The organism is Pseudomonas sp. JS3066, assembly GCF_036328175.1.
Taxonomy (GTDB): domain Bacteria; phylum Pseudomonadota; class Gammaproteobacteria; order Pseudomonadales; family Pseudomonadaceae; genus Metapseudomonas.
In genome coordinates this window covers 183,001-208,161 of sequence record NZ_CP143312.1, presented here as the reverse complement: position 1 = coordinate 208,161, position 25,161 = coordinate 183,001, and the positions used below count along the sequence as shown (strand labels likewise).

At 64.7% G+C, this 25,161-nt stretch carries 28 protein-coding genes and 1 riboswitch; of the genes, 13 read left to right on the top strand and 15 right to left on the bottom strand.

Features of this window, described 5'->3' with window-relative positions; genetic code table 11:
- The first annotated feature begins 2 nt into the window (after positions 1-2).
- Both SA496_RS01010 and ispA read left to right on the top strand, forming a co-directional pair.
- On the top strand, positions 3-245 hold the full coding sequence (locus SA496_RS01010; RefSeq protein WP_120653218.1) for an exodeoxyribonuclease VII small subunit: 243 nt from the start codon (positions 3-5) through the stop codon (positions 243-245).
- Complete coding sequence (gene ispA, locus SA496_RS01005) at positions 242-1,129, top strand: (2E,6E)-farnesyl diphosphate synthase (protein ID WP_330114886.1); 888 nt, start codon at positions 242-244, stop codon at positions 1,127-1,129. Before SA496_RS01010 ends, ispA begins: the two co-directional genes overlap by 4 nt.
- A 30-nt stretch (positions 1,130-1,159) precedes the next feature.
- Here the strand turns inward: ispA and SA496_RS01000 are convergent, their stop codons facing one another.
- The gene (locus tag SA496_RS01000; RefSeq protein ID WP_162945852.1) at positions 1,160-2,056 is read right to left on the bottom strand and encodes a phosphatase PAP2 family protein; all 897 of its coding nucleotides are present in this window, start codon (positions 2,054-2,056) and stop codon (positions 1,160-1,162) included.
- 196 nt (positions 2,057-2,252) lie between these two features.
- On the opposite strand from SA496_RS01000, the gene SA496_RS00995 reads away from it, so the two are divergent.
- From SA496_RS00995 to dxs, 3 genes are all read left to right on the top strand, one after another.
- Positions 2,253-5,522: an acetyl-CoA carboxylase family protein gene (locus tag SA496_RS00995; protein ID WP_330114885.1), complete on the top strand. Its 3,270-nt coding sequence runs from the start codon at positions 2,253-2,255 to the stop codon at positions 5,520-5,522.
- A 15-nt stretch (positions 5,523-5,537) separates the two neighbouring features.
- Positions 5,538-6,491, top strand: coding sequence for an alpha/beta fold hydrolase (locus tag SA496_RS00990; protein WP_330114884.1), 954 nt, complete (start codon positions 5,538-5,540; stop codon positions 6,489-6,491).
- Positions 6,492-6,594: 103 nt separating this feature from the next.
- Positions 6,595-8,490, top strand: coding sequence for a 1-deoxy-D-xylulose-5-phosphate synthase (gene dxs, locus SA496_RS00985; RefSeq protein WP_120653223.1), 1,896 nt, complete (start codon positions 6,595-6,597; stop codon positions 8,488-8,490).
- Between the two features lie 172 nt (positions 8,491-8,662).
- Here dxs and SA496_RS00980 read toward each other — a convergent pair whose 3' ends face one another.
- From SA496_RS00980 to nrdR, 13 genes are all read right to left on the bottom strand, one after another.
- Positions 8,663-9,460, bottom strand: a complete 798-nt coding sequence (locus tag SA496_RS00980) for a cobalamin-binding protein (RefSeq protein ID WP_120653224.1) — start codon at positions 9,458-9,460, stop codon at positions 8,663-8,665.
- On the bottom strand, positions 9,460-9,879 hold the full coding sequence (locus SA496_RS00975; protein ID WP_120653225.1) for an MFS transporter: 420 nt from the start codon (positions 9,877-9,879) through the stop codon (positions 9,460-9,462). Before SA496_RS00975 ends, SA496_RS00980 begins: the two co-directional genes overlap by 1 nt.
- On the bottom strand, positions 9,876-10,490 hold the full coding sequence (gene ribA, locus SA496_RS00970; protein WP_120653226.1) for a GTP cyclohydrolase II: 615 nt from the start codon (positions 10,488-10,490) through the stop codon (positions 9,876-9,878). Before ribA ends, SA496_RS00975 begins: the two co-directional genes overlap by 4 nt.
- 107 nt (positions 10,491-10,597) lie before the next feature.
- Positions 10,598-11,278: a retropepsin-like aspartic protease family protein gene (locus SA496_RS00965; RefSeq protein ID WP_153918428.1), complete on the bottom strand. Its 681-nt coding sequence runs from the start codon at positions 11,276-11,278 to the stop codon at positions 10,598-10,600.
- Positions 11,265-12,020 carry a substrate-binding periplasmic protein gene (locus SA496_RS00960; protein ID WP_330114883.1) on the bottom strand — a complete coding sequence of 252 codons (756 nt, stop codon included), beginning with the start codon at positions 12,018-12,020 and terminating at the stop codon, positions 11,265-11,267. Before SA496_RS00960 ends, SA496_RS00965 begins: the two co-directional genes overlap by 14 nt.
- Positions 12,021-12,066: 46 nt before the next feature.
- Complete coding sequence (locus SA496_RS00955; protein ID WP_120653229.1) at positions 12,067-12,567, bottom strand: phosphatidylglycerophosphatase A family protein; 501 nt, start codon at positions 12,565-12,567, stop codon at positions 12,067-12,069.
- Complete coding sequence (gene thiL, locus SA496_RS00950; RefSeq protein ID WP_330114882.1) at positions 12,560-13,528, bottom strand: thiamine-phosphate kinase; 969 nt, start codon at positions 13,526-13,528, stop codon at positions 12,560-12,562. Before thiL ends, SA496_RS00955 begins: the two co-directional genes overlap by 8 nt.
- Positions 13,529-13,541: 13 nt before the next feature.
- Complete coding sequence (gene nusB / locus SA496_RS00945) at positions 13,542-14,015, bottom strand: transcription antitermination factor NusB (protein WP_120653231.1); 474 nt, start codon at positions 14,013-14,015, stop codon at positions 13,542-13,544.
- On the bottom strand, positions 14,012-14,488 hold the full coding sequence (ribH, locus tag SA496_RS00940; RefSeq protein WP_120653232.1) for a 6,7-dimethyl-8-ribityllumazine synthase: 477 nt from the start codon (positions 14,486-14,488) through the stop codon (positions 14,012-14,014). Before ribH ends, nusB begins: the two co-directional genes overlap by 4 nt.
- 61 nt (positions 14,489-14,549) lie before the next feature.
- Positions 14,550-15,644, bottom strand: coding sequence for a bifunctional 3,4-dihydroxy-2-butanone-4-phosphate synthase/GTP cyclohydrolase II (gene ribBA, locus SA496_RS00935; protein ID WP_120653233.1), 1,095 nt, complete (start codon positions 15,642-15,644; stop codon positions 14,550-14,552).
- A gap of 17 nt (positions 15,645-15,661) precedes the next feature.
- Entirely contained in the window at positions 15,662-16,324 is a 663-nt protein-coding gene (locus tag SA496_RS00930; protein WP_330114881.1) for a riboflavin synthase, read from the bottom strand.
- A gap of 219 nt (positions 16,325-16,543) precedes the next feature.
- Positions 16,544-16,690, bottom strand: a riboswitch (FMN riboswitch).
- An 88-nt stretch (positions 16,691-16,778) separates the two neighbouring features.
- A complete protein-coding gene (gene ribD / locus SA496_RS00925) occupies positions 16,779-17,888 on the bottom strand; it encodes a bifunctional diaminohydroxyphosphoribosylaminopyrimidine deaminase/5-amino-6-(5-phosphoribosylamino)uracil reductase RibD (RefSeq protein ID WP_330114880.1) in 1,110 nt (369 codons plus the stop codon).
- On the bottom strand, positions 17,888-18,352 hold the full coding sequence (gene nrdR, locus SA496_RS00920; protein WP_120653236.1) for a transcriptional regulator NrdR: 465 nt from the start codon (positions 18,350-18,352) through the stop codon (positions 17,888-17,890). Before nrdR ends, ribD begins: the two co-directional genes overlap by 1 nt.
- 112 nt (positions 18,353-18,464) lie before the next feature.
- Here nrdR and SA496_RS00915 point away from each other — a divergent pair, with 112 nt between their 5' ends.
- The 3 genes from SA496_RS00915 (at position 18,465) to trxA (ending at position 20,662) form a co-directional block, all read left to right on the top strand.
- Positions 18,465-18,890: a YbaY family lipoprotein gene (locus SA496_RS00915; RefSeq protein WP_120653237.1), complete on the top strand. Its 426-nt coding sequence runs from the start codon at positions 18,465-18,467 to the stop codon at positions 18,888-18,890.
- On the top strand, positions 18,887-19,540 hold the full coding sequence (locus SA496_RS00910; RefSeq protein ID WP_120653238.1) for a class I SAM-dependent methyltransferase: 654 nt from the start codon (positions 18,887-18,889) through the stop codon (positions 19,538-19,540). Before SA496_RS00915 ends, SA496_RS00910 begins: the two co-directional genes overlap by 4 nt.
- 252 nt (positions 19,541-19,792) lie before the next feature.
- Entirely contained in the window at positions 19,793-20,662 is an 870-nt protein-coding gene (gene trxA / locus SA496_RS00905) for a thioredoxin (protein WP_330114879.1), read from the top strand.
- A 69-nt stretch (positions 20,663-20,731) separates the two neighbouring features.
- On the opposite strand, the gene SA496_RS00900 is transcribed toward trxA, so the two are convergent.
- Complete coding sequence (locus tag SA496_RS00900) at positions 20,732-21,079, bottom strand: hypothetical protein (protein ID WP_120653240.1); 348 nt, start codon at positions 21,077-21,079, stop codon at positions 20,732-20,734.
- A 106-nt stretch (positions 21,080-21,185) separates the two neighbouring features.
- On the opposite strand from SA496_RS00900, the gene SA496_RS00895 reads away from it, so the two are divergent.
- The 5 genes from SA496_RS00895 to SA496_RS00875 all read left to right on the top strand — a co-directional run bounded on the left by SA496_RS00895 (position 21,186) and on the right by SA496_RS00875 (position 25,104).
- Entirely contained in the window at positions 21,186-21,752 is a 567-nt protein-coding gene (locus tag SA496_RS00895) for a DUF2796 domain-containing protein (protein WP_120653241.1), read from the top strand.
- Between the two features lie 40 nt (positions 21,753-21,792).
- Positions 21,793-22,500 (top strand): ABC transporter ATP-binding protein, encoded by a 708-nt coding sequence (locus SA496_RS00890; RefSeq protein WP_330114878.1) that lies wholly within the window; start codon positions 21,793-21,795, stop codon positions 22,498-22,500.
- Between the two features lies 1 nt (position 22,501).
- Complete coding sequence (locus SA496_RS00885) at positions 22,502-23,764, top strand: ABC transporter permease (protein ID WP_120653243.1); 1,263 nt, start codon at positions 22,502-22,504, stop codon at positions 23,762-23,764.
- Positions 23,765-23,771: 7 nt separating this feature from the next.
- On the top strand, positions 23,772-24,290 hold the full coding sequence (locus SA496_RS00880; RefSeq protein WP_330114877.1) for a DUF3299 domain-containing protein: 519 nt from the start codon (positions 23,772-23,774) through the stop codon (positions 24,288-24,290).
- A gap of 139 nt (positions 24,291-24,429) precedes the next feature.
- Complete coding sequence (locus tag SA496_RS00875; protein WP_120653245.1) at positions 24,430-25,104, top strand: OmpW/AlkL family protein; 675 nt, start codon at positions 24,430-24,432, stop codon at positions 25,102-25,104.
- The last annotated feature ends 57 nt before the right edge of the window (positions 25,105-25,161 follow it).

The following is a 25,161-nucleotide window of genomic DNA, read 5'->3' as shown; positions in this document are numbered from 1 at the left end:
ACATGGCCCGCAAGAAAGCCTCCCCCGATTTCGAACAGTCCCTCGCCGAACTGCAGACCCTGGTGGAACGCCTGGAAAGTGGCGAGCTCTCGCTGGAGGACTCCCTCAGCGCCTTCGAGCAAGGCATCCGCCTGACCCGTGAATGCCAGTCCGCGCTGAACCAGGCCGAACAGAAGGTGCAGATCCTGCTGGAACGCGACGGCCAGCTGGAGGAAGCGCCCTTCGACGCGGACGAGCAAGCATGATTTCCGGCTACCAGACCCGCTGCCAGGAGAGAGTCGATGCAACCCTCGCCGAGCTGTTCATCGCTCCGCTCGCGCCGCTCGAACGTCTCTACCAGGCTATGCGCTACAGCGTGATGAACGGCGGCAAACGCGTGCGCCCGCTGCTGGTCTACGCAGCTTGCGAAGCCTTGGGCGGCGATGTGGCGCGGGCCGATGGTGCGGCCTGCGCGGTGGAGCTGATCCACGCCTATTCCCTGGTTCATGACGATCTGCCGGCGATGGACGACGACGACCTGCGTCGTGGCCAGCCCACCACCCATATCGCCTTCGACGAAGCCAGCGCCATTCTCGCCGGCGACGGTTTGCAGGCACTGGCCTTCGAAGTGCTGGCCGATGCCCAGCGCAACCCGCACGATGCTGAAACCCGCCTGGCGATGATCGCCAGCCTCGTCCAGGCCGCTGGTCCCGCCGGGATGGTTGGCGGCCAGGCCATCGATCTGGGTTCTGTAGGGCTGAAACTCGACCAGGCGGCATTGGAAACCATGCACCGTCACAAGACCGGTGCGCTGATCGAAGCCAGCGTGCGCCTCGGTGCCCTGGCCAGTGGCCGTGCCGACCCTGCGACACTGGCAGCGCTGCGCATTTACTCCCGCGCAATCGGCCTGGCCTTCCAGGTGCAGGACGACATTCTCGACGTGGAAAGCGATACCGCCACCCTGGGCAAGACCCAGGGCAAGGACGAGGCCCACGACAAGCCCACCTACCCTGCCCTGCTCGGCCTCGACAATGCCAAGGCCTATGCCCTGGATTTGCGTGACCAGGCCCTGCGGGCCGTCGCCTCGCTCGGTGACAGCGCCGAGCCGCTGCGCGCCCTGGCGCGCTATATCGTCGAACGGCGTAGCTGATCGCGCCGTCCGACATTAACCTCGGTTTTATCAGGCGACCGGCTCGGCTGCAGCGCCCTGTGGCGTGCGACCTGCTTCCAGCAGCCCCATGCGTACCAGTATCCAGGGCATCGCTGCCGCTACGAACATGCCCATCACCAGCCCGCGCAGCCCCTGCCAGAGTTGCGGGTCCAGCGGCCAGGCACCACCGGCCAGCTTCAGCGCTTTCTGCAGCACGATGAAACTCACCGCACCGATGCCTGCGGCCAGCAGGCGGCGCCAGACGGCAACCTCGGCGGAAAACGCCAACTGGCGATAGCCGCACAACACGCCGATGATCAGCCCCGCCAGCAGCGGCACATAGCTGGGCGCAACCCCAGGCCAGGTCTGCCAGGCGCCAAGGAACACCAGCAGGATCAGCGCCAGGTGCCAAAGCCCGTGGGCCTCGCGCCACCAGTTCCATTGCCGAACCTGCGCGAACAGCAACAGGGTGGCGATGCCCAGCAGCGAGCCACCCAGCACGTCCTCCACATCATGAGCACCGAGGTAGAGCCGGCTGAAAATGATCCCCGTCACCACCCCGGCGCTGACCACCCAGGCCCAGGCGCGACGCAGCTCGAAGGCCAACCAGAACCAGATCACCACGGCGATCTGCGCGTGACCGCTGGGCAGGCCGAAGCTGTCGCCCACCTCATGGTCCATGCGCAGGGTCATGTCCGGACGCGGGTCCTGCCAGTAATCCTTGAGCCAGGCGTTGATCAGTGCGGTCACGGCCACCAGCACCAGCAGCCGCAAGAAGACCCCGCGGTTCCAGGCCCAATAGCCCAGCGGCAGGAAGAACAGGATGAACTTCTCGTAACCCAGCAGAGTAAAGAAGCGCATCACCGGGGTCAGCGTGTCGCTGCGTAGGGGCAGCACCCAGTCCAGGCTGTGCAGCAACTCGTTCATCGACGGTCCTTGTGGAGTAAATGGAGGCGCCACAGATACTGCAGGGCATCGGGCTGCCACAAGGGCCGATTCGGACATTCCATATCACCGGATCATCAGCCGCCATGAGTGGCGGGTATTCGTCGCGGCACAGTTGGCTGCGGCGATTGGCCCTCGCTGCCTAAGATCACTGGATTGCACGCCAAGGACCCTAGTCGTGACCACAGCCATCCAGTCCCTGCTGATCGCCAACCGTGGCGAAATCGCCATCCGCATCGCCCGCGCCGCCGCCGAACTGGGCATCCGCAGCGTCGCGGTGTACGCCGAGGACGATGACCAGTCCCTGCACCTGCGCAAGACCGACCTCGCAGTGCCGCTCGTGGGCCGCGGCGCAGCGGCCTACCTGGATGCCACTCAATTGGTGAAAGTGGCGCTCGAGAATGGCTGCGACGCCGTGCACCCCGGCTACGGATTCCTCAGCGAGAACGCCGATTTCGCCCGCCAGTGTGAAGCCGTCGGCATCCGTTTCATCGGGCCTTCGGCCGAGGCCCTGGAACTGTTCGGCGACAAGGCCCGCGCCCGTGAGTTGGCCGCGCGCTGCGGCCTGCCGCTGGCCACCGGAAGCAATCACGCCACTTCCCAGGAAGAAGCCGGCGCGCTGCTGGAAAGCGGCCCGATCATGCTCAAGGCCCTGGCCGGTGGTGGCGGGCGCGGTATGCGCGCGGTACGCGACAAGGCGGAGCTGGCACAAGCCTTCGAGCGCTGCCAGTCCGAGGCCCGCGCCGCCTTCGGCAATGGCGACCTGTACGTCGAGCGACTGATCGAGAACGCCCGGCACATCGAAGTGCAGGTGCTGGGCGACGGCGAGCAGGTGACGCATTTGTGGGAGCGCGATTGCAGCCTGCAACGACGTCACCAGAAGGTGGTCGAGATCGCCCCTGCGCCCGACCTGGATGTGGACCTGCGCCAGCGCATCCTCGATGCGGCGCTGACCCTGGCCACCGCCGTGGGCTATCGCGGTATCGGCACATTCGAGTTCCTGGTGGACGCAGCCCGTGGCAATTTCGTGTTCATGGAAGCCAACCCGCGCGTCCAGGTCGAACACTGCATCACCGAGGCCATCACAGGCATCGACCTGGTCCAGGCGCAGATCCGTCTCGCCGCCGGCGCCAGCCTGGCCGAACTGGGCCTTCTTGCGCCCATTGCCTCACGCGGCTTCGCTGTCCAGTTGCGGATCAATCTGGAGAGCATGCAGGCCGACGGCAGTGCCCGCCCTGCTGGCGGACTGATCAGCGCCTTTGATCCACCCAGCGGCCCCGGCATCCGTGTCGACGGCTATGGCTACGCTGGTTACGCCACCAACCCCAGCTACGACTCGCTGCTGGCCAAGCTGATCGTCCAGGGCGACGACCTGCCCGCCGCCCTGCGCCGCGCCTATCGCGCACTGTGTGAATTCCGCCTCGAGGGGGTGACGAGCAACATCCACTTCCTGCAAAACCTGCTACGTCGTGCAGAACTGGCAAATGGCGTCGACACCCGCTTCATCGAGCGGGAAATCGGTCAACTCCTGGCCCCGCAACAAGCTGCCCATCCACACCTGTTCGTCAGCGGCGCGAAAACCGCCAGCAATGGCCCGACCGGGCAACCCGACGCACCGGCCGGCTGTGTGCCGCTGAACGCGCCCAGCCAGGGTGTGCTGGTCAGCCTCGATGTGCAGGTGGGCGACGCCGTTGCCGCCGGGCAGGCGGTGGCGGTGCTGGAGGCGATGAAGATGGAGTTCGTGGTCAAGGCGGTCCAGGGCGGCATCGTCCGGGCACTGGCCGTGGCACCGGGCGACAGCCTGTTCGAAGGCGCTCCGCTGCTGTTCCTGGAACCTGCGGAAGTGGTCGGTGATGCGGTGCTGAGCGAGGAGAGCCTCGACCTTGCCCATATCCGCGCGGATCTTGCCGAAGTGCTGGAACGCCATGCAGTCACCACCGATGAACGTCGCCCGCAGGCCGTGGCCCGGCGGCGCAAGACCGGTCAGCGCACGACACGAGAGAACCTTGACGACCTGCTGGATGCAGGCAGCTTCATCGAGTACGGCGCATTGGCGCTGGCGGCCCAGCGTCGGCGACGGTCGCTGGAGGAGCTGATAGAGCAGAGCCCGGCCGACGGGCTGGTGGCTGGTATCGGCACGGTCAACGCCACCCGGTTCAGCAGCGAGGCCGCCCGTTGCATGACCATCGCCTACGACTACACAGTGTTCGCCGGTACGCAGGGGGTGATGAACCACAAGAAGACCGACCGCATGCTGGGCCTGGCCGAGCAATGGCGGCTGCCGCTGGTGCTGTTCGCGGAAGGCGGCGGTGGCCGGCCGGGGGATTCGGACTTCGTCGGTGTGGCGGGGCTGGACTGCCACACCTTCGTGGGCATGGCGCGACTGTCCGGCCTGGTGCCGTTGGTGGGTGTGGTTTCCGGCCGCTGCTTTGCCGGCAATGCTGCGCTGCTCGGTTGCTGCGATGTGATCATTGCGACAAAGAACGCCAGCATCGGCATGGCCGGCCCGGCCATGATCGAAGGCGGCGGCCTGGGCAGCTTCGCGCCGGAGGAAGTCGGCCCCAGCAGCGTCCAGGGCCCCAACGGGGTAATCGACGTGCTGGTGGAGGATGAGGCCGAAGCGGTTCGAGTAGCCCGGCAGTACCTGTCTTATTTCCAGGGCGACCTGGTCGACTGGCAATGCGCCGACCAGCGCCTGTTGCGCCAGGCCATTCCGGAGAATCGCCTGCGGGTCTACGACGTACGCGCACTGATTGAAACCCTGGCCGACCAGGACTCGGTACTGGAGCTGCGCCGACCGTTCGCGCCCGGCCTGATCACGGCCTTCATCCGCATCGAAGGCAAGGCGTTCGGCCTGCTGGCTAACAACCCGATGCATCTGGGCGGCGCCATCGACGCCCAGGCCGGCGACAAAGCCGCGCGTTTCATGCAGCTTTGCGATGCCTTCGACATCCCCATGCTCTCGCTATGCGACACCCCCGGCTTCATGGTCGGTCCGGAATCGGAGAAGCAGGCCACGGTGCGCCATGTCTCGCGCATGTTCGTCGCCGCTGCCGGGCTCTCGGTGCCCTACTTCACCGTAGTGCTGCGCAAGGGCTACGGCCTGGGCGCCCAAGCCATGGCGGCGGGCAGCTTCCATTCGCCAATCTTCACCATCGCCTGGCCCAGCGGCGAATTTGGCGCCATGGGCCTGGAAGGCGCAGTCCGTCTGGGCTACGCCAAGGAGCTGGCAGCCGTGGAAGACCCGACCGAGCGCCAACTGCTGTTCGACAAGATGGTTGCCAAGGCCTACCAGAACGGCAAGGCGATCAACATGGCCAGCTTCCTGGAGATCGACGCCGTGATCGACCCGCAGGAAACCCGCTCCTGGTTGCTGCGCGGGTTGAACGCCGCTCCCAGACCGGCGCCCCGCTCTGGCAAGAAACGCCCCTTCGTCGACACCTGGTAAGAAACGGAGCCTGTCATGCCGCCACTCGAACATCGCCTGCTGCCGGTCAATGGCATAACCCTGAGCCTTTACATGGCCGGCCCCGCCGCGGGACGACCGGTGTGGCTGCTGCATGGTTTCCCCGAATGCTGGTTCTCCTGGCGCCAGCAAATAACGCCGCTGGTGGAAGCCGGCTATCGGGTGCTGGTACCTGAAATGCGTGGCTATGGGGAGAGCAGTGCCCCTGAAGCGATCGAAGATTACGCACTGCTGACCCTTTGCGCAGACATCCAGGCCGCCATGGACAGCCTCGAGCAGACCGATGTCTGCGTGATCGGCCATGACTGGGGCGCGCCGGTGGCCTGGCACCTGGCGCTACTGGAGCCGCGCCGCATCCGTGCCATGGGCGCCATGTCGGTGCCCTTCGGTGGGCGTCCCAAGCGTCCAGCCATCGAGATCATGCGCGAGGCCAATGCCGGTCGCTTCAACTACATCCTCTACTTCCAGGAGCCTGGTGTGGCCGAGGCGGAACTGGATGCCGACCTCGACCGCAGTCTTCGCCTCCTGCTGAGCGACCTGGGCGACGCGGTGCTGCGCGACCGGCCCGCCGGCGCCGGCCTGCTGGATGGCCTCAGCGAGTCGCCCGCCCTCCCCGGCTGGTGCGATGCCGAGGAATTCGCCGTCTACCGCCGCACCCTGACCCGACAGGGCTTTCGCGGGCCGCTCAACTGGTACCGCAACTTCACCCGCAACTGGGAGCAGACCGAATTCCTGGCAAGCACGCAGGTCGAGCAGCCCGCGCTGTTTCTCGTCGGCGACCTCGACCCGGTCGCACAACTGGAGGCTTACACGCTCAAGCGCATGGCCAGCCTGGTGCCGCGCCTGGAGCAGACCCGGTTACCCGATTGCGGCCACTGGTTACAGAACGAGCGCCCTGACCTGGTGAATCCGTTGCTGCTGGACTTCCTGTCCCGCCATTACCCGGCGTAGCAGATCGCACAGGCTGCTACGAACTGACTGACAGCGTGTTTGGGCAGTTACCAACGCATCAGGTAAACTTGCCCATCTTTTTTTTCCTATAACGATTCGCCTGATGCCCACGACGTTCCACGAGATTCCCCGCGAACGCCCCGTCACGCCCCTGCTCGACCGCGCGGCGACGCCGGATCAACTGCGCCGGCTTGGTGAGGCTGAGCTGGAAACCCTGGCCGACGAACTGCGCCAGTACCTGCTCTATACCGTCGGCAAGACCGGCGGACACTTCGGTGCCGGCCTGGGCGTGGTGGAACTGACCATCGCCCTGCACTACGTCTACGACACACCCGACGACCGGCTGGTCTGGGACGTGGGCCACCAGGCCTATCCGCACAAGATCCTCACCGGGCGCCGCGAGCAGATGGGCACCCTGCGCCAGAAGGACGGCGTCGCCGCCTTCCCACGCCGCGTGGAGAGCGAGTACGACACCTTCGGCGTCGGCCACTCCAGCACCTCCATCAGCGCCGCCCTGGGCATGGCTATCGCCGCCCGCATGCAGGGTTCAAACCGCAAGTCGATCGCCGTGATCGGCGACGGCGCGCTGACCGCAGGCATGGCCTTCGAGGCGCTCAACCACGCGTCGGACGTGCAGGCCGACATGCTGGTGATCCTCAACGACAACGACATGTCGATCTCGCGCAATGTCGGCGGCCTGTCGAACTACCTGGCGAAGATCCTCTCCAGCCGTACCTACGCCAGCATGCGCGAAGGCAGCAAGAAGGTGCTCTCGCGCCTGCCCGGCGCCTGGGAAATCGCTCGCCGCACCGAGGAATATGCCAAGGGCATGCTGGTTCCTGGCACGCTGTTCGAGGAGCTCGGCTGGAATTACATCGGCCCCATCGACGGCCACGACCTGCCCACCCTGGTCGCCACCCTGCGCAACATGCGCGACCTCAAGGGCCCGCAGTTCCTCCACGTGGTGACCAAGAAGGGCAAGGGTTTCGCCCCGGCGGAAGTCGATCCCATCGGCTACCACGCGATTACCAAGCTGGAGCCGATCAAGGCCCCGGCCGCACCGAAGAAACCTTCCGGCCCGAAATACTCCAGCGTGTTCGGCCAGTGGCTGTGCGACATGGCCGGGCAGGACCCGCGCCTGGTGGGCATCACCCCGGCGATGAAGGAAGGCTCCGACCTAGTGGCCTTCAGCGAGCGCTTCCCGGATCGTTACTTCGACGTGGCCATCGCCGAGCAGCACGCTGTGACCCTGGCGGCCGGCATGGCCTGCGACGGCGCCAAGCCGGTGGTGGCCATCTATTCCACCTTCCTCCAGCGCGGCTACGACCAGTTGATCCACGACGTGGCGGTGCAGAATCTCGATGTGCTGTTCGCCATCGACCGCGCCGGCCTGGTAGGTGAAGACGGCCCGACCCACGCGGGCAGCTTCGACCTCTCTTACCTGCGCTGCATCCCCGGCATGCTGGTGATGACGCCGAGTGACGAGAACGAACTGCGCCTGCTGCTGACCACCGGCTACCACTTCGAAGGCCCGGCAGCGGTGCGCTACCCGCGCGGCAGCGGCCCGAACGCACCGATCGATGCGACCCTGGCGCCGGTGGAAATCGGCAAGGGTGTGGTCCGTCGCAAGGGTTCGAAGGTCGCGATGCTGGTGTTCGGCGTGCAACTGGCCGACGCCCTGCAAGTGGCCGAAGGCCTCGATGCCACAGTGGTCGATATGCGTTTCGTCAAACCCCTGGACGAAGCGCTGGTGCGTGAACTGGCCGGTAGCCACGAACTGCTGGTGACTATCGAGGAGAACAGCGTGATGGGTGGCGCTGGCGCCGCCGTCAGTGAGTTCCTCGCCCGCGAGAACCTGCTCAAGCCGGTGCTGCACCTGGGGCTGCCCGACTACTACGTCGAACACGCCAAACCGGCGGAAATGCTCGCCGAGTGCGGGCTGGATGCGGCGGGTATCGAGGCGTCGGTGCGCGCTCGCCTGGCGTTGCTGGGGCTCTGATCGTCACCTGAAACTGTGGGGGCGATTCATTCGCGAATGAATGCGCTCCCACAAGCAATCCATGGTCCGGATGCAATCCGGGAGTGGCGTACAAGTCTTCCCGGATATCACTGGGTTACACGCCTGTAGAGTGCGCCGCGCGCACCAAGCCTCCGTCGGTGCACATGGCACCCTACCTTGCAGTCTCCAGCAAGCGGCACAGCTTCCTGGTCGCCTCCAGCATCTGGAAGCTCGGGCGCTCCAACCCCCGGTCCGGCACGGGCCAGACCCGCTGGTTCTTCACCGCAGCCAGTTGCGGCCAGGACGCCCAGGCGCTGGCCTGGCCCGGCTCGCTCACCAGGATCACCGCCGGGTCACGCTGCAGAACCGCTTCGACGCCCACTTGCGGTGCCGGCAATGACAGGTCGGCGAAAACGTTTTCCGCTCCACAGACCTTCAGGGCATCGCTGACGATCTGCTGCCCGCCCAGGGTGTACAGCGGCTTGTCCCACACCTGATAGAAGACCTTCAGCGGCACGTCGCGTTGATGACGCTGGCGCAGTTCCGCCAACCCAGCCTCGAAACGCGCTGCCAGTTGGCGACCCTGATCCGCGCGTCCGACTCGCTCGCCAATTGAGATGAAAGACTGCGCCAGTTGGCCCAGGTCCCTGGGTTCGACCACCAGTTGGGGAATGGAAAGCCGCTTCAGCTGCTCGCGACCGGCAGCTCCGACACTGTCGGGCCACAGCAACACCAGGTCAGGCTTGAGGCTGAGCAAGCTTTCTGCCTGGAGCTGGCCGTAGCGTCCCACGGACGGCAGGCCGGAGAGGTCGGCCGGCCGCTCGCCACCGTCGAGCACGCCCACCAGCAGATCGCCGGCGCCGAGGTCGAGCATGGTTTCAGTCAGGGAAGGTGCCAGGCTGACTACCCGCAACTGCGCCGCAGCGGGTAGCGCCAGGCACAGCAGCAGGAAGGCGAGCAGTCGGCGCATCAGCCGAGCTGGCGGGGGATTCGGTAGAGGTAGAGCATCACCAGGCTGCTCATGGCCAGGAGAACCAAGGCCACGGCGTTGAGGCCGAATGGCACTGCCAGCGCGGCTATCCACGCCGGAAGGCCGGCAGCGACGAATGCCTTGCGGCGTTGGCGCGCCAGTTCCTGCCAGGCTCCTGGCTCTTCGGCCCGGCCAAGGGCGGCTTCGGTCGCCACCAGGGCACGCTTGTAGGCGGAAAACATCGGCAGGCTGAGGAACATGGATGCCAGGGCGACGATAAAGAGCGGCATCTGCAAGACCGGCAGTGCCGGCTCGCCATCACCGAACAGGTAGCCCATGACCAGCAACGGCACCAGGGTGTAGCCCACCTGGCGCCACCAGGCCAGGGCCAACTGGCGGCGGACTTCCTTGCGGGTCACGACTCGGCTTCCGCCTGGTGCAGGTTGCCGAGCATATGCCCGAGCTTGCCCGCCTTGGTCGCCAGGTACTTGCGGTTGTGCTTGTTCAGGCCGGTCTGCAGCGGGACGCGCTCAGCCACGTTGAGGCCGTAGCTTTCCAATGCCTTGACCTTGCGCGGGTTGTTGGTCATCAGCTTGATGGCGCTGACGCCCAAGTGTTCCAGCATCGGCTGGCACATGGCGTAGTCGCGCTGATCGGCGCCGAAACCAAGGCGTTCATTGGCTTCCACGGTGTCGGCACCGGCGTCCTGTAGCTCGTAGGCGCGAATCTTGTTCAGAAGGCCAATGCCACGACCTTCCTGGCGCAGGTAAAGGAGCACGCCGCAACCGGCTTCAGCGATGGCACTCAGGGCCGCTTCCAACTGGAAGCCGCAATCGCAGCGCAGGCTGAACAGGGCATCGCCGGTCAGGCACTCGGAGTGCAGACGGCCCAGGACAGGTTCGCCATTGGCCACATCACCCAGAGTCAGCGCTACATGTTCCTTGCCACTGGCCTCATCGAGGAAGCCGTGCATGGTGAACACGCCGAACGGAGTGGGTAGCTGGGAGGCGGCGACGAATACGACAGACACCGTGAAACTCCTGGAAATTTGCAAGGCCGGCATTGTAACAGCAGCGCTAGTTGGCCGGTCAGTTTGAATAGTTGGGGATAAGTATCGGTTGGCTCGAAGGAAGCGAGTCAGAACTTGGATTCCAGCATCAGCACCCCCTGCTCCTCGCGCCAGCGCACGCGATTCAGGAAGCTCATGCCGAGCAGCACATCCACTGGCGCCTCACCCTCGACCACCGCGCCTTCCACGCCGAGCACTTCGATGCTCCCGACCTTGATGCGATCGAGAGTCACCCGCCAGGCGTTGACTGTGCCAGCGGCGGTGCTGGCCTTCATCGGCTGGCCCTTGACCCGGTAGTCGATACCCAGGCGGCGTGCCTGGTTCTCGTTCATGGCAACGCTGGTGGCGCCGGTGTCCACCAGGAACTGCACCGGATGACCCTCGATGGAACCGGCCACCTGGTAGTGGCCGTTATTGCCGCGGGCAATGCTCAACTGGGTTTTCTGGGGCGCCGGCGGGCTGCCGGAGCCTGCAGGGCCGATGGACGTGCCGGACGGATTGTATTCACGCGAAAGGCTGTAACTTCGCTCGACCCCATCGACCCGCAGCACCGCGCCCTTGCTGTCGGCGCTGATGACCTGGACACCGCCAGGGCCGGTCTGTCCGACCTTCACCAGCTTGCGCTGGCCATCGACGTTGAGTACCGCAGCGCCGGGGAAAAGCCCGACTACCTGAACCTGGGTGGCGTCGACAAGCAGCGGAACGAGCGCCAGCAGGAAGGCGGCGATACGCAGATCAGGGCGCGACATGGGGTTTCTCCAGCTCCTTGTCGAAGGCATAGGGTTGTTTCCAGCGGACGAACAGCGGACGAAGCTCGCCACTGGCGACCAATGCGTCCATGCGACGGTCGAACATGTCCGCCAGGCGACGGCCACGCGGCGTGTCGGCGAAGCCCAGGTACAACGGCAGGCGCGCCAGCGGGGTTACACGGTACTTGCCGGGCTCGGCCGCGCTCTCCAGCACGTCGTTGACTTCGGTTCGGGCGTCGATGTAGAAGTCCACGTGCCCCAGTTCGAGCATCGAGAGTATGCCGCTGCGCCGCTGGATTTCCTTGAAGTGCTTCAGATTCGGCAGGTAGTCCTGGTAGTCGTAACCACGAATCCAGGCCAGGCGGTACTGGCCGAGGGTGGCCAGGGTGGGAACCGGGGTTGAACGCAGCGAGAGTGCGCTGACCTGGTCGGCGTCGTAGTGCCAGCGCGGGTAGTACGCGCTCTGGACCTCATTGCGATAGGAGCCGACCCAGGCATCTGCCTCGCCGCGCTGCACCAGGCCAATGGAGCGGGTATAGGGTACGGAGTGAATCTTGAGCTGGATGCCTTCGGGTTCGTAGACCTTGCGCAGGATGTCCCAGCCAAGCCCTTTGCCGTTTGCCTCGGTGTGCTCGGGCCAGACCTCGCTGGCGAGGTGGATTTCATTGGACGGGAACTCGTCGGCCCACGCTGCGGGGAGCAGCAGGCAACCGATCAGAACCGCCAGAATCCAGCTCCGCATTGCGCCTCCGTCTACCAGCTCATCGTGGCCGCTGGTCCTGACAAGACTAGGCTACGCCCCAGACGATGAGTTGCATTGCCAGCCAGGCGAAGACACCGGCCAGCACATCGTCGAGCATGATGCCCACGCCGCCGTGGACGTGGCGGTCGATCCAGCGGATCGGCCAAGGCTTGAGGATGTCCATTACGCGGAAGACCAGGAAGCCCAGCAAAAGCCAGTGCCAACCTTCCGGCACCAACCAGAGGGTGATCCACATGCCGACCATCTCATCCCACACGATGCCTTCATGGTCGTGGACACGCAGGTCATCGGCGACCCTGCCGCACAGCCAGAAGCCAAACAGCATGGTGAGGCCCAGCATCAGCCAGTAGCCCCAGTCCGGCAGCATCTGCCAAAGCGGGATGAATGGCAGCGCCACCAGCGACCCCCAGGTACCCGGGGCCTTGGGCAAGGTTCCCGAGCCAAAGCCGAAGGCGATGAAGTGCCAGGGGTTGCTCCACACCGAATGGGGGATGGGTTGCGGCGTGGCCGATTCGCGATCAGTCACCTTGACTCCCGAAATGTTGATAGCCCAGTGCCGGCGGCTGAAGTATTGCGCCGGCATCGTCCAGCAGATGAACACCCTGCCCGGCTGCGACGCGGCCGATCACTGCCACTTCCGGCCAGTCCGCCCGGATGGCGGCCAGCTCACTGGCGGGCAGGGTAAAGGCCAGGCGGTAGTCGTCGCCACCGGACAGCGCACAATTGAGCGCGAATTCCCTGGAAAAGAGGCTTTCGAGTGCCGAAGACAGCGGCAGCTTGGTGGTTTCCACCAGCAGTGCCACGCCGGAGGCTGCGGCGATATGACCGCAATCGGCAAGTAGTCCGTCGGAAATGTCCAGGGCTGCTGTGGCCCGTCCACGCAGCGCCTGGCCGAGGGCCAGCTGAGGCTGTGGCGCCCAGTAGCGTTGCAGCAGGTAATCCACCTCTGGCCCTCGTTCCTGACGCTCGCCAAGCACCAGTGGCAATGCCCCACCGCCATCGCCCAGGCTACCGCCCACGCAGAGCAGGTCACCCGGACGCGCCCCGGCGCGGGTCAGCGCCTGGCCGGCCGGGACGCGGCCGAACACGGTGAGGGTCAGGCTTAGCGGTCCACGCGTGGTATCACCACCGACCAGTCCGATTCCGCAATCGCTCGCCATTGCACAGAGTCCGCGGGCGAAGCCTTCGAGCCAGTCGGCGCGGGCGTCGGGCAGGGTCAGGGCAAGGGTGAAGGCGATGGGCTTGGCGCCCATGGCTGCCAGATCACTGGCGGAAACCGCCAGAGCACGCTGGCCAAGGAGGAAGGGGTCGGCGTCATCGGGGAAATGCACGCCAGCCACCAGTGTGTCGGTGGAGATCGCCAGCTGCTCGCCAGCCGGTAGCTGAAGCAGGGCGCAGTCGTCGCCAATGCCAAGGGCAATGCCTTCGCCCCCGGCCGCGCATGCGGCGGAGGCGAAGAAACGGCGGATCAGCTCGAACTCACCCACGCGCGAGCTGCAATCAGCGCTTGCCGCCGCGGACTTCGGCGGCCCGCAAGCGCGGTGCCAGCTTGTCCAGCACGCCGTTGACGAACTTGTGCCCGTCGGTGGCACCAAACACCTTGGCCAGTTCGATGCCTTCGTTGATAACCACGCGATACGGCACGTCCTGGCGGTTCATCAGCTCAAAGGTCGACAGGCGCAGGATCGCCAACTCTACCGGGTCCACTTCTTCAAGGGCACGATCCAGGCAAGGCAGGAAGGCCGCATCGATCTCAGTCTTCTGGCGCGGCACGCCGTGCAGGATCTCGTGGAAGTAGGCACCGTCTACCGTGCTGAAATCGTTGTCGACGCGGAACTGCGCCTCGATTTCGTTGAGCGGCTGACCAGCAATGTGCCAGGAGTAGAGTGCCTGCATCGCCAGGCTGCGGGCCTGGCGACGGGCTGCAATCTTGCCTTTCGGTGCCTTGGGCGCCGAACCGTCTGCGTTGCTCACTTGGCCTCCAGGGCAGCCAGCAGGCTAACCATCTCCAGGGCGGACAGGGCAGCTTCTGCGCCCTTGTTGCCGGCTTTGGTGCCGGAACGCTCGATGGCTTGCTCAATGGAGTCGACGGTCAGCACGCCGAAGGCGACCGGAACGCCGAACTCCATGGAAACCTGGGCCAGGCCCTTGGTGCACTCACCGGCAACGTATTCGAAATGCGGGGTGCCGCCACGAATGACCGCGCCGAGGGCGATGATGGCGGAGTACTCGCCTTGCTGGGCGACCTTCTGGGCTACCAGCGGGATCTCAAACGCGCCGGGAGCGCGGATGATGGTGATGTCGTTTTCGCTGACACCGTGGCGAACCAGAGCGTCTACGGCGCCGCTTACCAGGCTTTCCACGACGAAACTGTTGAAACGGCCGACCACCAGGGCATAGCGGCCTTTGGGGGCGATGAAGGTACCTTCGATGGTCTTCAGGGACATGGGCGAGTTCTCGTCAATTAAAGAGCGAGGGCCCCGGCCTTGACGGTCGGAGCCCTGCGGGTCATTCAGCGGGCAGGTATTCTACAACTTCCAGGTCGAAACCGGATATCGCGTTGAACTTCATCGGCGAACTCATCAGGCGCATCTTGCGCACCCCGAGGTCGCGGAGAATCTGCGATCCGGCACCGACGGTGCTGTAGGTGGTCGGATTGGTGACCTTGGTTTCCGCTCCCAGCTGACGCTCCAGGTGCGCCAGCAGCTGCGGGCCGGTCAGCGGGTTGCCCAGCAGCAGCACTACGCCGCTACCGGCCTTGGCCACCGCGCTCATGGCAGCGCGCAAGCTCCAGCGGCCTTCCTGGTTGACCATGAACAGGTCGCGCAGCGGGTCCATGTTGTGGACCCGCACCAGGGTCGGTTCTTCCGGGCAGATCTTGCCCAGGGTCAGCGCCATGTGCACATCGCCTTCCACGGAATCACGATAGGTCACCAGGTTGAAGTGGCCCAGTTCGCTATCCAGCGGCTGCTCGGCGATGCGCTCGACGGTGCGTTCATGGATCAGGCGATAGTGGATGAGGTCGGCGATGGTGCCGATCTTGATCCCGTGCTCGGCGGCGAAGGCCTCTAGCTCGGGGCGACGGGACATGGTGCCGTCGTCGTTCATGATCTCGCAGATCACGCCGCTGGCCTCGAAGCCAGCCATGCGCGACAGGTCGCAAGCCGCCTCGGTGTGACCGGCGCGGGCCAGCACACCGCCTGGCTGAGCCATCAACGGGAAGATGTGACCGGGGCTGACGATGTCTTCGGCCTTGGCACCTTTGGCCGCGGCCACCTGTACGGTGCGTGCGCGGTCGGCGGCGGAGATACCGGTGGTCACACCTTCGGCCGCCTCGATGGAGACGGTGAACTTGGTGCCGAAGCCGGAACCGTTGCGCGGCGCCATCAGCGGCAGCTTCAGGAGTTCGCAACGCTCGCGGGTCATCGGCATGCAGATCAGGCCACGGGCGAAGCGGGCCATGAAGTTGATGTGCTCGGCCTGCACGCACTCGGAGGCCATGATCAGGTCGCCTTCGTTCTCGCGATCCTCGTCATCCATGAGGATGACCATCTTGCCCTGGCGGATGTCTTCGATCAGTTCGTCGATGCTGTTGAGAGCCATGGGCCCTCCTTCTGAATTCAGTGTTTGAGGTAGCCGTGTTCGGCGAGGAAGCTTTCGGTCAGGCCGGTGGACTGGGGCTCAGCCGCCTTGTCACCCAGCAGTAGGCGCTCCAGGTAGCGGGCCAGCAGGTCGACCTCCAGGTTCACGCGGCGACCGGGGCGGTAGTCGACCATGATGGTCTCGGCCAGGGTGTGCGGGACAATGGTCAGTTCGAACTCTGCGCCATTTACCGAGTTCACCGTCAGGCTGGTGCCATCCACGGTGATCGAGCCCTTGAGGGCGATGTACTTCGCGAGGTCGCGCGGCGCACGGATGCGGAATTGCACGGCGCGCGCATTGTCTTCCCGCGCCACGACTTCGCCGATGCCATCGACATGGCCGCTGACCAGGTGGCCGCCAAGACGGCTGGTGGGAGTCAGGGCCTTTTCCAGGTTGACCGGACTACCGGCCTTGAGGTCGTCAAAGGCAGTGCGAGCCAGGGTTTCGCGGCTGACGTCGGCCCAGAAGCCGTTACCGGGCAGTTCCACTGCGGTGAGGCAGACGCCATTGACCGCGATGCTGTCGCCGAGCTTGACGTCACCGAGGTCCAGCTTGCCGGTTTCCACCAGGACACGAACGTCGCCCCCCTTGGGGGTGATCGCACGGATGGTGCCGATGGCTTCGATTATGCCGGTGAACATGGGACCTCCAGAGCTTGCAGCGAACCGACAGAAGCCGGTGAAAGACGCATTATAGGCGCCCACCCCTCGCCCGCGCGCAGGCAAGCCGCCGGCGCCGGAAGGATCTGGGTTGTTGCATATGACATCGATGTAACTCCTGTTTCGTGAAAAACAGGGCGTATCGGATCGAAAGGGATCTGACGGGCACTGGCACGGACGTACGCTGGCCCAGGCAGGCAATCCCGTTCTCTCTTCATCCGGACTATTACCGTCGGCCCCGGAATCTAACCGGGTCTGCTGACCTCGCCATGGACGAGCGCTCGCGGGCTATGCGCTTGGCACGCAATTACCGCCGGTGGGGACTTGCACCCCGCCCTGAGAACGTTTCAGCCAGCATCGAACTGGCTGGCAGGCGTTTTATCACAGTCGTAACGAACTTGCATCGGCCTGTTCGGCCATGTTGGCGGCGGGGAAATCAGGCAGTAGAGCGAGGCACCGCGATGACTCGCCAGTCGTCGCCTACGGCGCGCATTTCCACGATCTTCAATTCCTGGGCCTCGGCCATACGTGCCAGCGGCCAGTCAAGCAGCGGGCGGGCGCTGGAACCCAGGAACTTGGCGGCGATGAAAATCTGGTACTCATCCACCAGTCCGGCACGGGCAAAGGCCCCTGCAAGGCTAGGGCCGGCCTCCACCAGGACCTCGTTGACACCCCGGTTGGCCAGCTCCTGCAACAGTCGGCGCAGATCGACATGGCCATCGCCACCCGGCAACACCAGCAGCTCGTGGCCCGGGTAACCATCCTGGGCGCCCGCGCGGGCGGTCGCCACCAGTGTCGGGCCGGCCTGGAAGAAAGGTACTGACAGCGGCACCCGCAGGCGCCCGTCCACCAGCACCCGCAGCGGCGGGCGACTGACGGCCAGCGCAGTGAGCTCAGCGTCCAGACCCAATTCGTCGGCACGTACGGTCAGGCGTGCAGCATCGGTAAGCACGGTGTCAGCGCCGGTCAACACGACGCTGGCGCGGGCACGCAAGCGCTGCACCGCCGAGCGGGCCGCCGGACCGGTAATCCACTGGCTTTCGCCACTGGCCATGGCGGTGCGGCCATCAAGGCTCATGGCGAGCTTGACCCTGACGAAGGGCAACCCCTGTTCCATCCGCTTGATGAAGCCGGCATTCAGTGCACGCGCTTCAGCCTCCAGCACGCCGCTCTCCACGGCGATGCCCGCATCTGCCAGACGTTGCAAGCCGCGGCCGGCGACCTGGGGATTTGGGTCCTGCATGGCGGCAACCACGCGCCCGACTCCGGCTGCCACCAGCGCATCGGCGCACGGCGGCGTGCGGCCGTGATGGCTGCAAGGTTCGAGAGTGACGTAGGCAGTGGCGCCACGGGCCAGATCGCCGGCCTGGCGCAAGGCATGGACTTCGGCATGGCGCTCACCGGCGCGGACGTGCCAGCCTTCACCGACGACCTCGCCATCACGAACGATGACGCAACCGACGCGCGGATTGGGATGGGTTGAGTAGATGCCCTTGCGCGCCAGCTCCAGGGCGCAGGCCATGTAGGCCTGATCGCTGGTGGCCATCAGTCTTTCGAGGGCTCGCGGGCCAGGCGCTCGATTTCCTCGCGGAACTCGTTGAGATCCTGGAAGCGGCGATAGACCGAAGCGAAACGGATGTAGGCGACTTCATCGAGCTTCTGCAACTCGACCATCACCAGTTCGCCCAGTACCCGAGATTTCACCTCGCGCTCGCCGGTGGCGCGCAACTTGTGCTTGATATGGGCGATGGCCGCCTCGAGACGTTCGATGCTCACCGGACGCTTCTCCAGTGCCCGCTGCATGCCGGCGCGCAGCTTCTCTTCGTCGAAGGGCTGGCGACTGCCGTCCTGCTTGATCAGGCGGGGCATGACCAGCTCGGCGGTCTCGAAGGTAGTGAAGCGTTCTTCGCAAGCCAGGCACTCGCGACGACGACGCACCTGATCGCCTTCTGCGACCAGCCGCGAATCGATGACCTTGGTGTCGTGGGCGCCGCAGAAAGGACAATGCATGGCGTTCGAGGAGCATCTGCAGAAAGGGGGGACCATGGTAGCGCATCCCCGGGGCAAGACAAGCCGACGGCTTTGCGCTATAAGGCCCGCGCATACAGATCAGGAATTCCAGATGCGCCCACTCCTTCCCCTGCTCCTGGCCGCGCTGCTAGCGGCGTGTGCCAGCGAAGAGCCCGCCCCGGAATTACCCACTCCGGCACAGCAACCCAAGGTTGAGGCCACGCCTGCACACATGCGTGAACTCAGCGGCGTGCTGCAGGCGCCGCCCGCGGGCAGCGAGGTGGAGCTGGCGCTGATATCGATCGATTCGCGCGACCGCCCGCAACGCCTGCTCGGCAACCTGGTGCTGAACGGCAATGGCGGCCCGCTGCCCTTCCGCCTGCTGTTCAACCCGGAATACTTTCCCCGAGGTGAGCGCGTGGAGCTGCGTGGGCGCGCGAGCCTGTCGGGACAACTAATCCTGAAACTGCAACCTCGCCTGATCCTGCAGCCTGAAAGCCAGTCCCTCGGACCGTTGCAGATGGTTCCAGCACCATGAGCGCCCCGGCAGCACTGCAACAGGCACTGGTCCAACTGCTGGGCGACGCCAGCCTCAGCGCGGAAACCCTGCCGGGAACCGATATCAGGCTCTGGCTGATCGATGCCAACAACATGGACCGCGCCTTCAGCCCCGAAGAAACCCGACGCATCCTCGAAGAGCCACCCTACTGGTGCTTCTGCTGGGCCAGCGGCCTCGCCCTGGCGCGCTGGCTGGCCGAGAAGCCGGAATGGGTCGCCGGCAAACGCGTGCTGGACTTCGGCGCTGGCTCGGGCGTGGCCGCCATTGCCGCGGCCAAGGCCGGCGCTGCTGAAGTGGTGGCCTGTGATCTCGACCCACTGGCGTTGGAAGCCTGTCGCGCCAATGCCGAGCTCAACGGTGTGCAGCTGAGCTATTCGGCGGACTTTTTCCAGGAACAAGACCGCTTCGACCTGATCATCGTCGCCGACGTGCTCTACGACCGCGCCAACCTGCCACTACTCGACCACTTCCTTACCCGCGGTCGCCAAGCCCTGGTGGCCGACTCGCGGGTACGCGATTTCCAGCACCCGCTCTATACCCGCCTTGCCGTGCTGGACGCCTGCACTTGGCCGGACCTGGCCGAGCCGGCGGAATTTCGCAATGTGAGCCTGTATCACGCGATTCGCTGAGGCAGAGCACCTTGGCGAGGGAGACATGTTGTGGGGGGGGCGCTAGGGGTCCCTCATGATGCTGCGGCCGGGCAAGGAATCGTCCCGGTACAGCTCGGAGTTGGGGCGCCCCTGCGGGGCGCTTGGCGAATGAATTCGCCCCTACAGGCAGCAGACCGACCGGCGGGAGAACACCTCGCTCGTACGGGGCATATTCATCCCCCGTCGGCGGCCTTATGATTCGCCCATTCCTTCGTGCCTTCGAGTGCCCAGATGAGCGACATTCCCTACATCTTCGATACCACCGGTGCCGATTTCGACCAGGCGGTGATCCAGAACTCCTTCCACAAGCCCGTGCTGGTGGATTTCTGGGCTGACTGGTGCGCGCCCTGCAAGGCGCTGATGCCACTACTGGCACAGATCGCCGAGTCCTACCAGGGTGAACTGCTGCTGGCCAAAGTGAACTGCGATATAGAGCAGGACATCGTGATGCGCTTCGGCATCCGCAGCCTGCCCACCGTGGTGCTGTTCAAGGACGGCCAGCCGGTGGACGGCTTTGCCGGCGCCCAGCCGGAATCGGCTATCCGCGCCATGCTCGAACCCCACGTACAGCTCCCAGCCACGCCGCAGGGCAACCTGCTGGACGCTGCCCAGGCCTCGTTCAGCGAAGGCCGCATCAGCGAAGCCGAGAATCTGCTCAAGCAACTGCTCACCGAAGACAACACCAATGCCGCCGGCCTGATCCTCTATGCCCGCTGCCTGGCCGAACGCGGTGAACTGGGTGAAGCGGAAACCGTGCTCAATGCCGTGAAGAGCGACGAGCACAAGCAATCACTCGCGGGCGCCCGCGCCCAACTGACATTCCTGCGCCAGGCAGCCGACCTGCCTGAAGTGGCCGACCTGAAGTCGCGCCTCGCGCAGGATGCCGGTGATGACGAAGCGGTGTACCAGCTGGCGGTCCAGCAACTCTCCCGCCAGCAATACGAGCCGGCGCTGGACAGCCTGCTCAAGCTGTTCGTGCGTAACCGTGGCTTCGAGAACGGCCTGCCCCACAAGACCCTGCTGCAAGTGTTCGACCTGCTGGGTAACGACCATCCGCTGGTCACCACCTATCGCCGCAAGCTGTACAACGCGATCTACTGACAGGGTTCCGGGCCAGCCCTTTTCTGTGGGAGCGAATTCATTCGCGGTTGAAATCGCTCCCACAGTTCCTCAGCCCCTCCAGATATATAGGGGCGCGTCCTCTCCCGCTTCCATATGCACCTGCTCGCAATGGCGCAGGCGCACCAGCAGGCGCTTGCCCGCGGCAGTACCGCCGGCCAGGGCTTCCAGTTCCGCCAACAGGCGAGGACCTTCCATTTGCCCGGCATCGCGCAGCAATTGCTGGGCGGTATCCCAAAGTGCATCACTGCGCGGTGTGTTCGGAGCCTTGGGCGCGGCCGGAGCCTGGACCGCGACCTCGGGCGTCAGGCGACTGGCCAGTTGGTCCCAGTCCTCAGCGTCCATTTCAATCGTCAGATCTACCGGCCAATCACCGATCTGTCCGCGAATTCGCAGCATGTCCAACTCCTCCAGAAACGAATGCGCAATGCTCCCATGGTGTTGGCGGGCTGCCTACATTTGTTATAACGTAACGCAAATTTTCGTCCCGCCCCGGAGATCCTTCATGCGCAGCCTGCTGCTTGCCCTGCCCTTCGCCCTGTTGCCTTTGGCCGTCGTCCAGGGCCACGAGCACGACCATGATCACGAACACGGCAGCCTCGGCGCCCACGAACACGGTGTGGCGCAGCTGAATGCTGTGCTGGACGGCAAGACCCTGGAACTGGAACTGGAAAGCCCGGCCATGAACCTGGTGGGCTTCGAGCATGAAGCGAAGAGCGATGCCGACAAGGCCAAGGTGGCTGCCGCCCGTGCAGAACTGGAAAAACCCCTGACGCTCTTCGCCCTCCCCGCAACGGCAGGCTGCAAGGTCAAATCCCAGGAACTGGAAAGTCCACTCTTCGGCGCTGACGAGCACCATGACGAACATGCCGAAGGCCATGACCACGAACACAGTGAAGTTCACGCCCATTACCAGTTCGAATGCGCAAAGCCCGACGAATTGAAGGCCCTGGATCTGGCCGGGCTGTTCAAGCGCTTTCCCGCCACCCTGAAAATTCAGGTACAACTGATCGGCCCCAACGGCCAGCAAGGCGCGGAACTCAGCGCCAGCAACGCCAGCCTGAGCTTCTAACCCTTCGCAGAAACAGCCGGGGCAACCCGGCTGGATTCCCATGAGCCAGACACTGATCGAACTCCATGGGCTGGGCTTTGCCTGGCCCGGCCACCCGGAATTGCTGGACATCCCCGAATTCCATCTGAAACGCGGTGAGAGTCTCTTCCTCAAAGGTCCCAGCGGCAGCGGCAAGACCACCTTACTGGGTCTGCTCGGCGGCGTGCAGAAGCCCGGCCGTGGCAGCATTCGCCTGCTCGGTCAGGATCTGGCCTCGCTCTCCGCCAGCGCTCGCGATCACTTCCGCGTGGATCACACCGGTTACATCTTTCAGCAATTCAACCTGCTGCCCTTCCTGTCAGTGCGGGAAAACGTCGAATTGCCCTGCCGCTTCTCACGCTTGCGTTCCGAACGAGCCCGCCAGCGACACGGAAGCGTCGATGCGGCGGCAGCAACCCTGCTGCGCCATCTCGGCCTGAAGGAAGAACTGCTGCAACGCCGTGCCGACGCGCTGTCAATCGGCCAGCAACAACGGGTAGCGGCCGCTCGCGCGCTGATCGGCCAGCCGGAATTGGTGATCGCCGACGAGCCGACCTCGGCCCTGGACGCCGACGCCCGCGAGGCCTTCCTGCAGCTGCTGTTCGCCGAATGCCGTGAAGCCGGCTCCAGCCTGCTGTTCGTCAGTCACGACCAGAGCCTGGCTGCACTGTTCGACCGTAGCCTGTCGCTGGCGGATCTGAACCATGCCGCGCACATCGAGGAGGATTGAGATGTATCTGCTGCGCCTGGCCCTGGCCAGCCTCGCCAACCGCCGATTCACCGCGCTGCTGACGGTCTTCGCCATCGCCCTCTCGGTCTGTCTGTTGCTGGCGGTCGAGCGCGTGCGCACGGAGGCACGCGCCAGTTTCGCCAGCACCATCAGCGGCACCGACCTGATCGTCGGTGCCCGATCCGGTTCGGTGAACCTGCTGCTCTATTCCGTCTTCCGTATCGGCAATGCTACCAACAACATCCGCTGGGAAAGCTTCGAAGCCATCAGCCAGGACAAACGGGTGAAGTGGGCCATCCCCATTTCCCTCGGTGATTCGCATCGCGGATTCCGCGTGATGGGCACCAGCGCTGCCTACTTCGATCACTATCGCTACGGCCGCGGACAGCCCTTGCAACTGGCCGAGGGCAAGCCATTCGCCGACATGTTCGAGGTGGTATTGGGCGCCGAAGTGGCCGAAGCCCTGCACTACAAGCTAGGTGACAAACTGGTGCTGGCCCACGGCGTCAGCACCGTCAGCCTGGTGCAGCATGATGACAAGCCCTTTACCGTGATTGGTATCCTCGCTCGCACCGGCACTCCTGTTGACCGCACGTTGCACATTTCCCTGGCCGGCATGGAGGCACTGCACGTCGACTGGCAGAACGGTGTACCCGCACGCGGCGCGGGCAAGGTCAGCGCTGATCAGGCGCGCGCCATGGACCTGCAACCGAAGGCCATAACCGCCTTCCTCCTTGGTCTCAACAGCAAGATTGCCACCTTCGCGTTGCAACGGCAGATCAATGAGTACCGGGGCGAACCGTTGCTGGCGATTCTTCCGGGCGTCGCCCTGCAGGAGCTCTGGAGCCTGATGGGGACGGCGGAGAAGGCGCTTTTCGTAGTCTCGCTGTTCGTCGTGCTGACCGGGCTGATCGGCATGCTCACGGCCATCCTCACCAGCCTCAACGAGCGTCGCCGGGAAATGGCCATTCTCCGCTCGGTAGGCGCGCGGCCCTGGCACATCGCTAGCCTGCTGGTGCTGGAAGCCTTCGCCCTGGCCATGGCGGGTGCGGTGCTGGGGGTGGGCCTGCTCTATCTGGGCATAGCGCTCAGCCAAGGCTACGTCCAGGCCACCTACGGCCTCTTCCTGCCTCTCGCCTTGCCCAGCCCCTATGAGTGGACGCTGCTCGGCGCTATTCTGGCCGCTGCCCTACTGATGGGTGTAGTGCCAGCCTGGCGTGCCTATCGGCAGTCGCTGGCCGACGGTCTGTCCATTCGCCTGTGAGACTTTCATGACGCGCATCCTGCTGGCCCTGTTGTTGACGCTTTCTTCCCCGCTCTGGGCCAGCGAGGCACGCGAACTCACCTGGGCCGAAATGATTCCGGAAGGCGCGCCGCCACCTGCACCTCCGGCGCCCGTCCACGATCTTTCGCAGCTCTCGGATGCACTCCAGGCGGAGGCCGGTCCGGCAGCCTCGCAACAGTCACCGGCAGCTCCGGTGGTCCAGGCGCTGGACGGCCAGGAAGTGAAATTGCCGGGTTACATCGTGCCGCTGGATGTCACGGAAGAAGGCCGCGTTACGGAGTTCCTCCTGGTGCCCTACTTCGGTGCCTGCATCCATGTTCCTCCGCCGCCGTCGAACCAGATCGTCCATGTGAAGAGCGAGCTCGGCGTATTGATGGATGCCCTCTACCAACCCTTCTGGATCGAGGGTCCGCTGCAGGTGAAAGCCAGCAGCAGCGACCTGGCCGAGGCGGGTTACCAGATGGACGCGAGCAAGATCTATCCCTACGAGTCCCCCAGCAACTGACGTTCCAAACACGAAGGCTTGGCGTGACCGGGCCTTTGACGTCCAACCTGAGAGACATTGCTCTGGATCAAGATACGAAGCGTCCTAATTAAAGAAACTGGCTCCAGCCCAACACTTGTAGAATTCATTGGAGCCTTTAATGCGCAAGCTGCTACTCACCGCCTCCCTGCTCGCCCTTGCCGTCGCATCGCCCCTGGCCCTGGCCCACAAGGCCGGCGATGTGATCATCCGTGCCGGCGCCGCCACCGTCGACCCGAACGAAGACAGCTCCAATCTGTCGCTCGCCGGCACCAAGGTAGGCGGTACAAAAGCCACCCTGGACAGCGATACCCAGTTGGGCCTGACCGGCACTTACATGCTCACCGACCACGTAGGCCTCGAACTGTTGGCCGCCACTCCTTTTCAGCATGAAGTCGGCGTGAAAGGTCTTGGCGGTGCTCTGGACGGCAAACTGGCTGATATCAAGCACCTGCCGCCGACCCTGAGCCTCCAGTACTACCCGCTGGATCCCAACTCGGCGTTCCAACCCTATGTCGGGGCTGGCCTCAACTACACCTTGTTCTTCGACGAAAGCCTGACTAGCCAGCGCAAGAGCCAGGGCTTCAGCAACCTGGACCTGGACAACTCCTGGGGTCTGGCTGCGCAGGTGGGCATGGACTACATGCTGACCGACAACATCCTGCTCAACGCTGCAGTCTGGTACATCGATATCGACACTCAAGCCAGCACCGATCTGGCCGGTGTGGGCAAGGTCAAGGTCGATGTGGACGTGGACCCGTGGGTCTACATGGTTGGTGTCGGCTACAAGTTCTGAGCGGGAAAATCCTGGGGGACGGACACTACCGCTATAGGCGCCTTCGGGCGCCTTTTT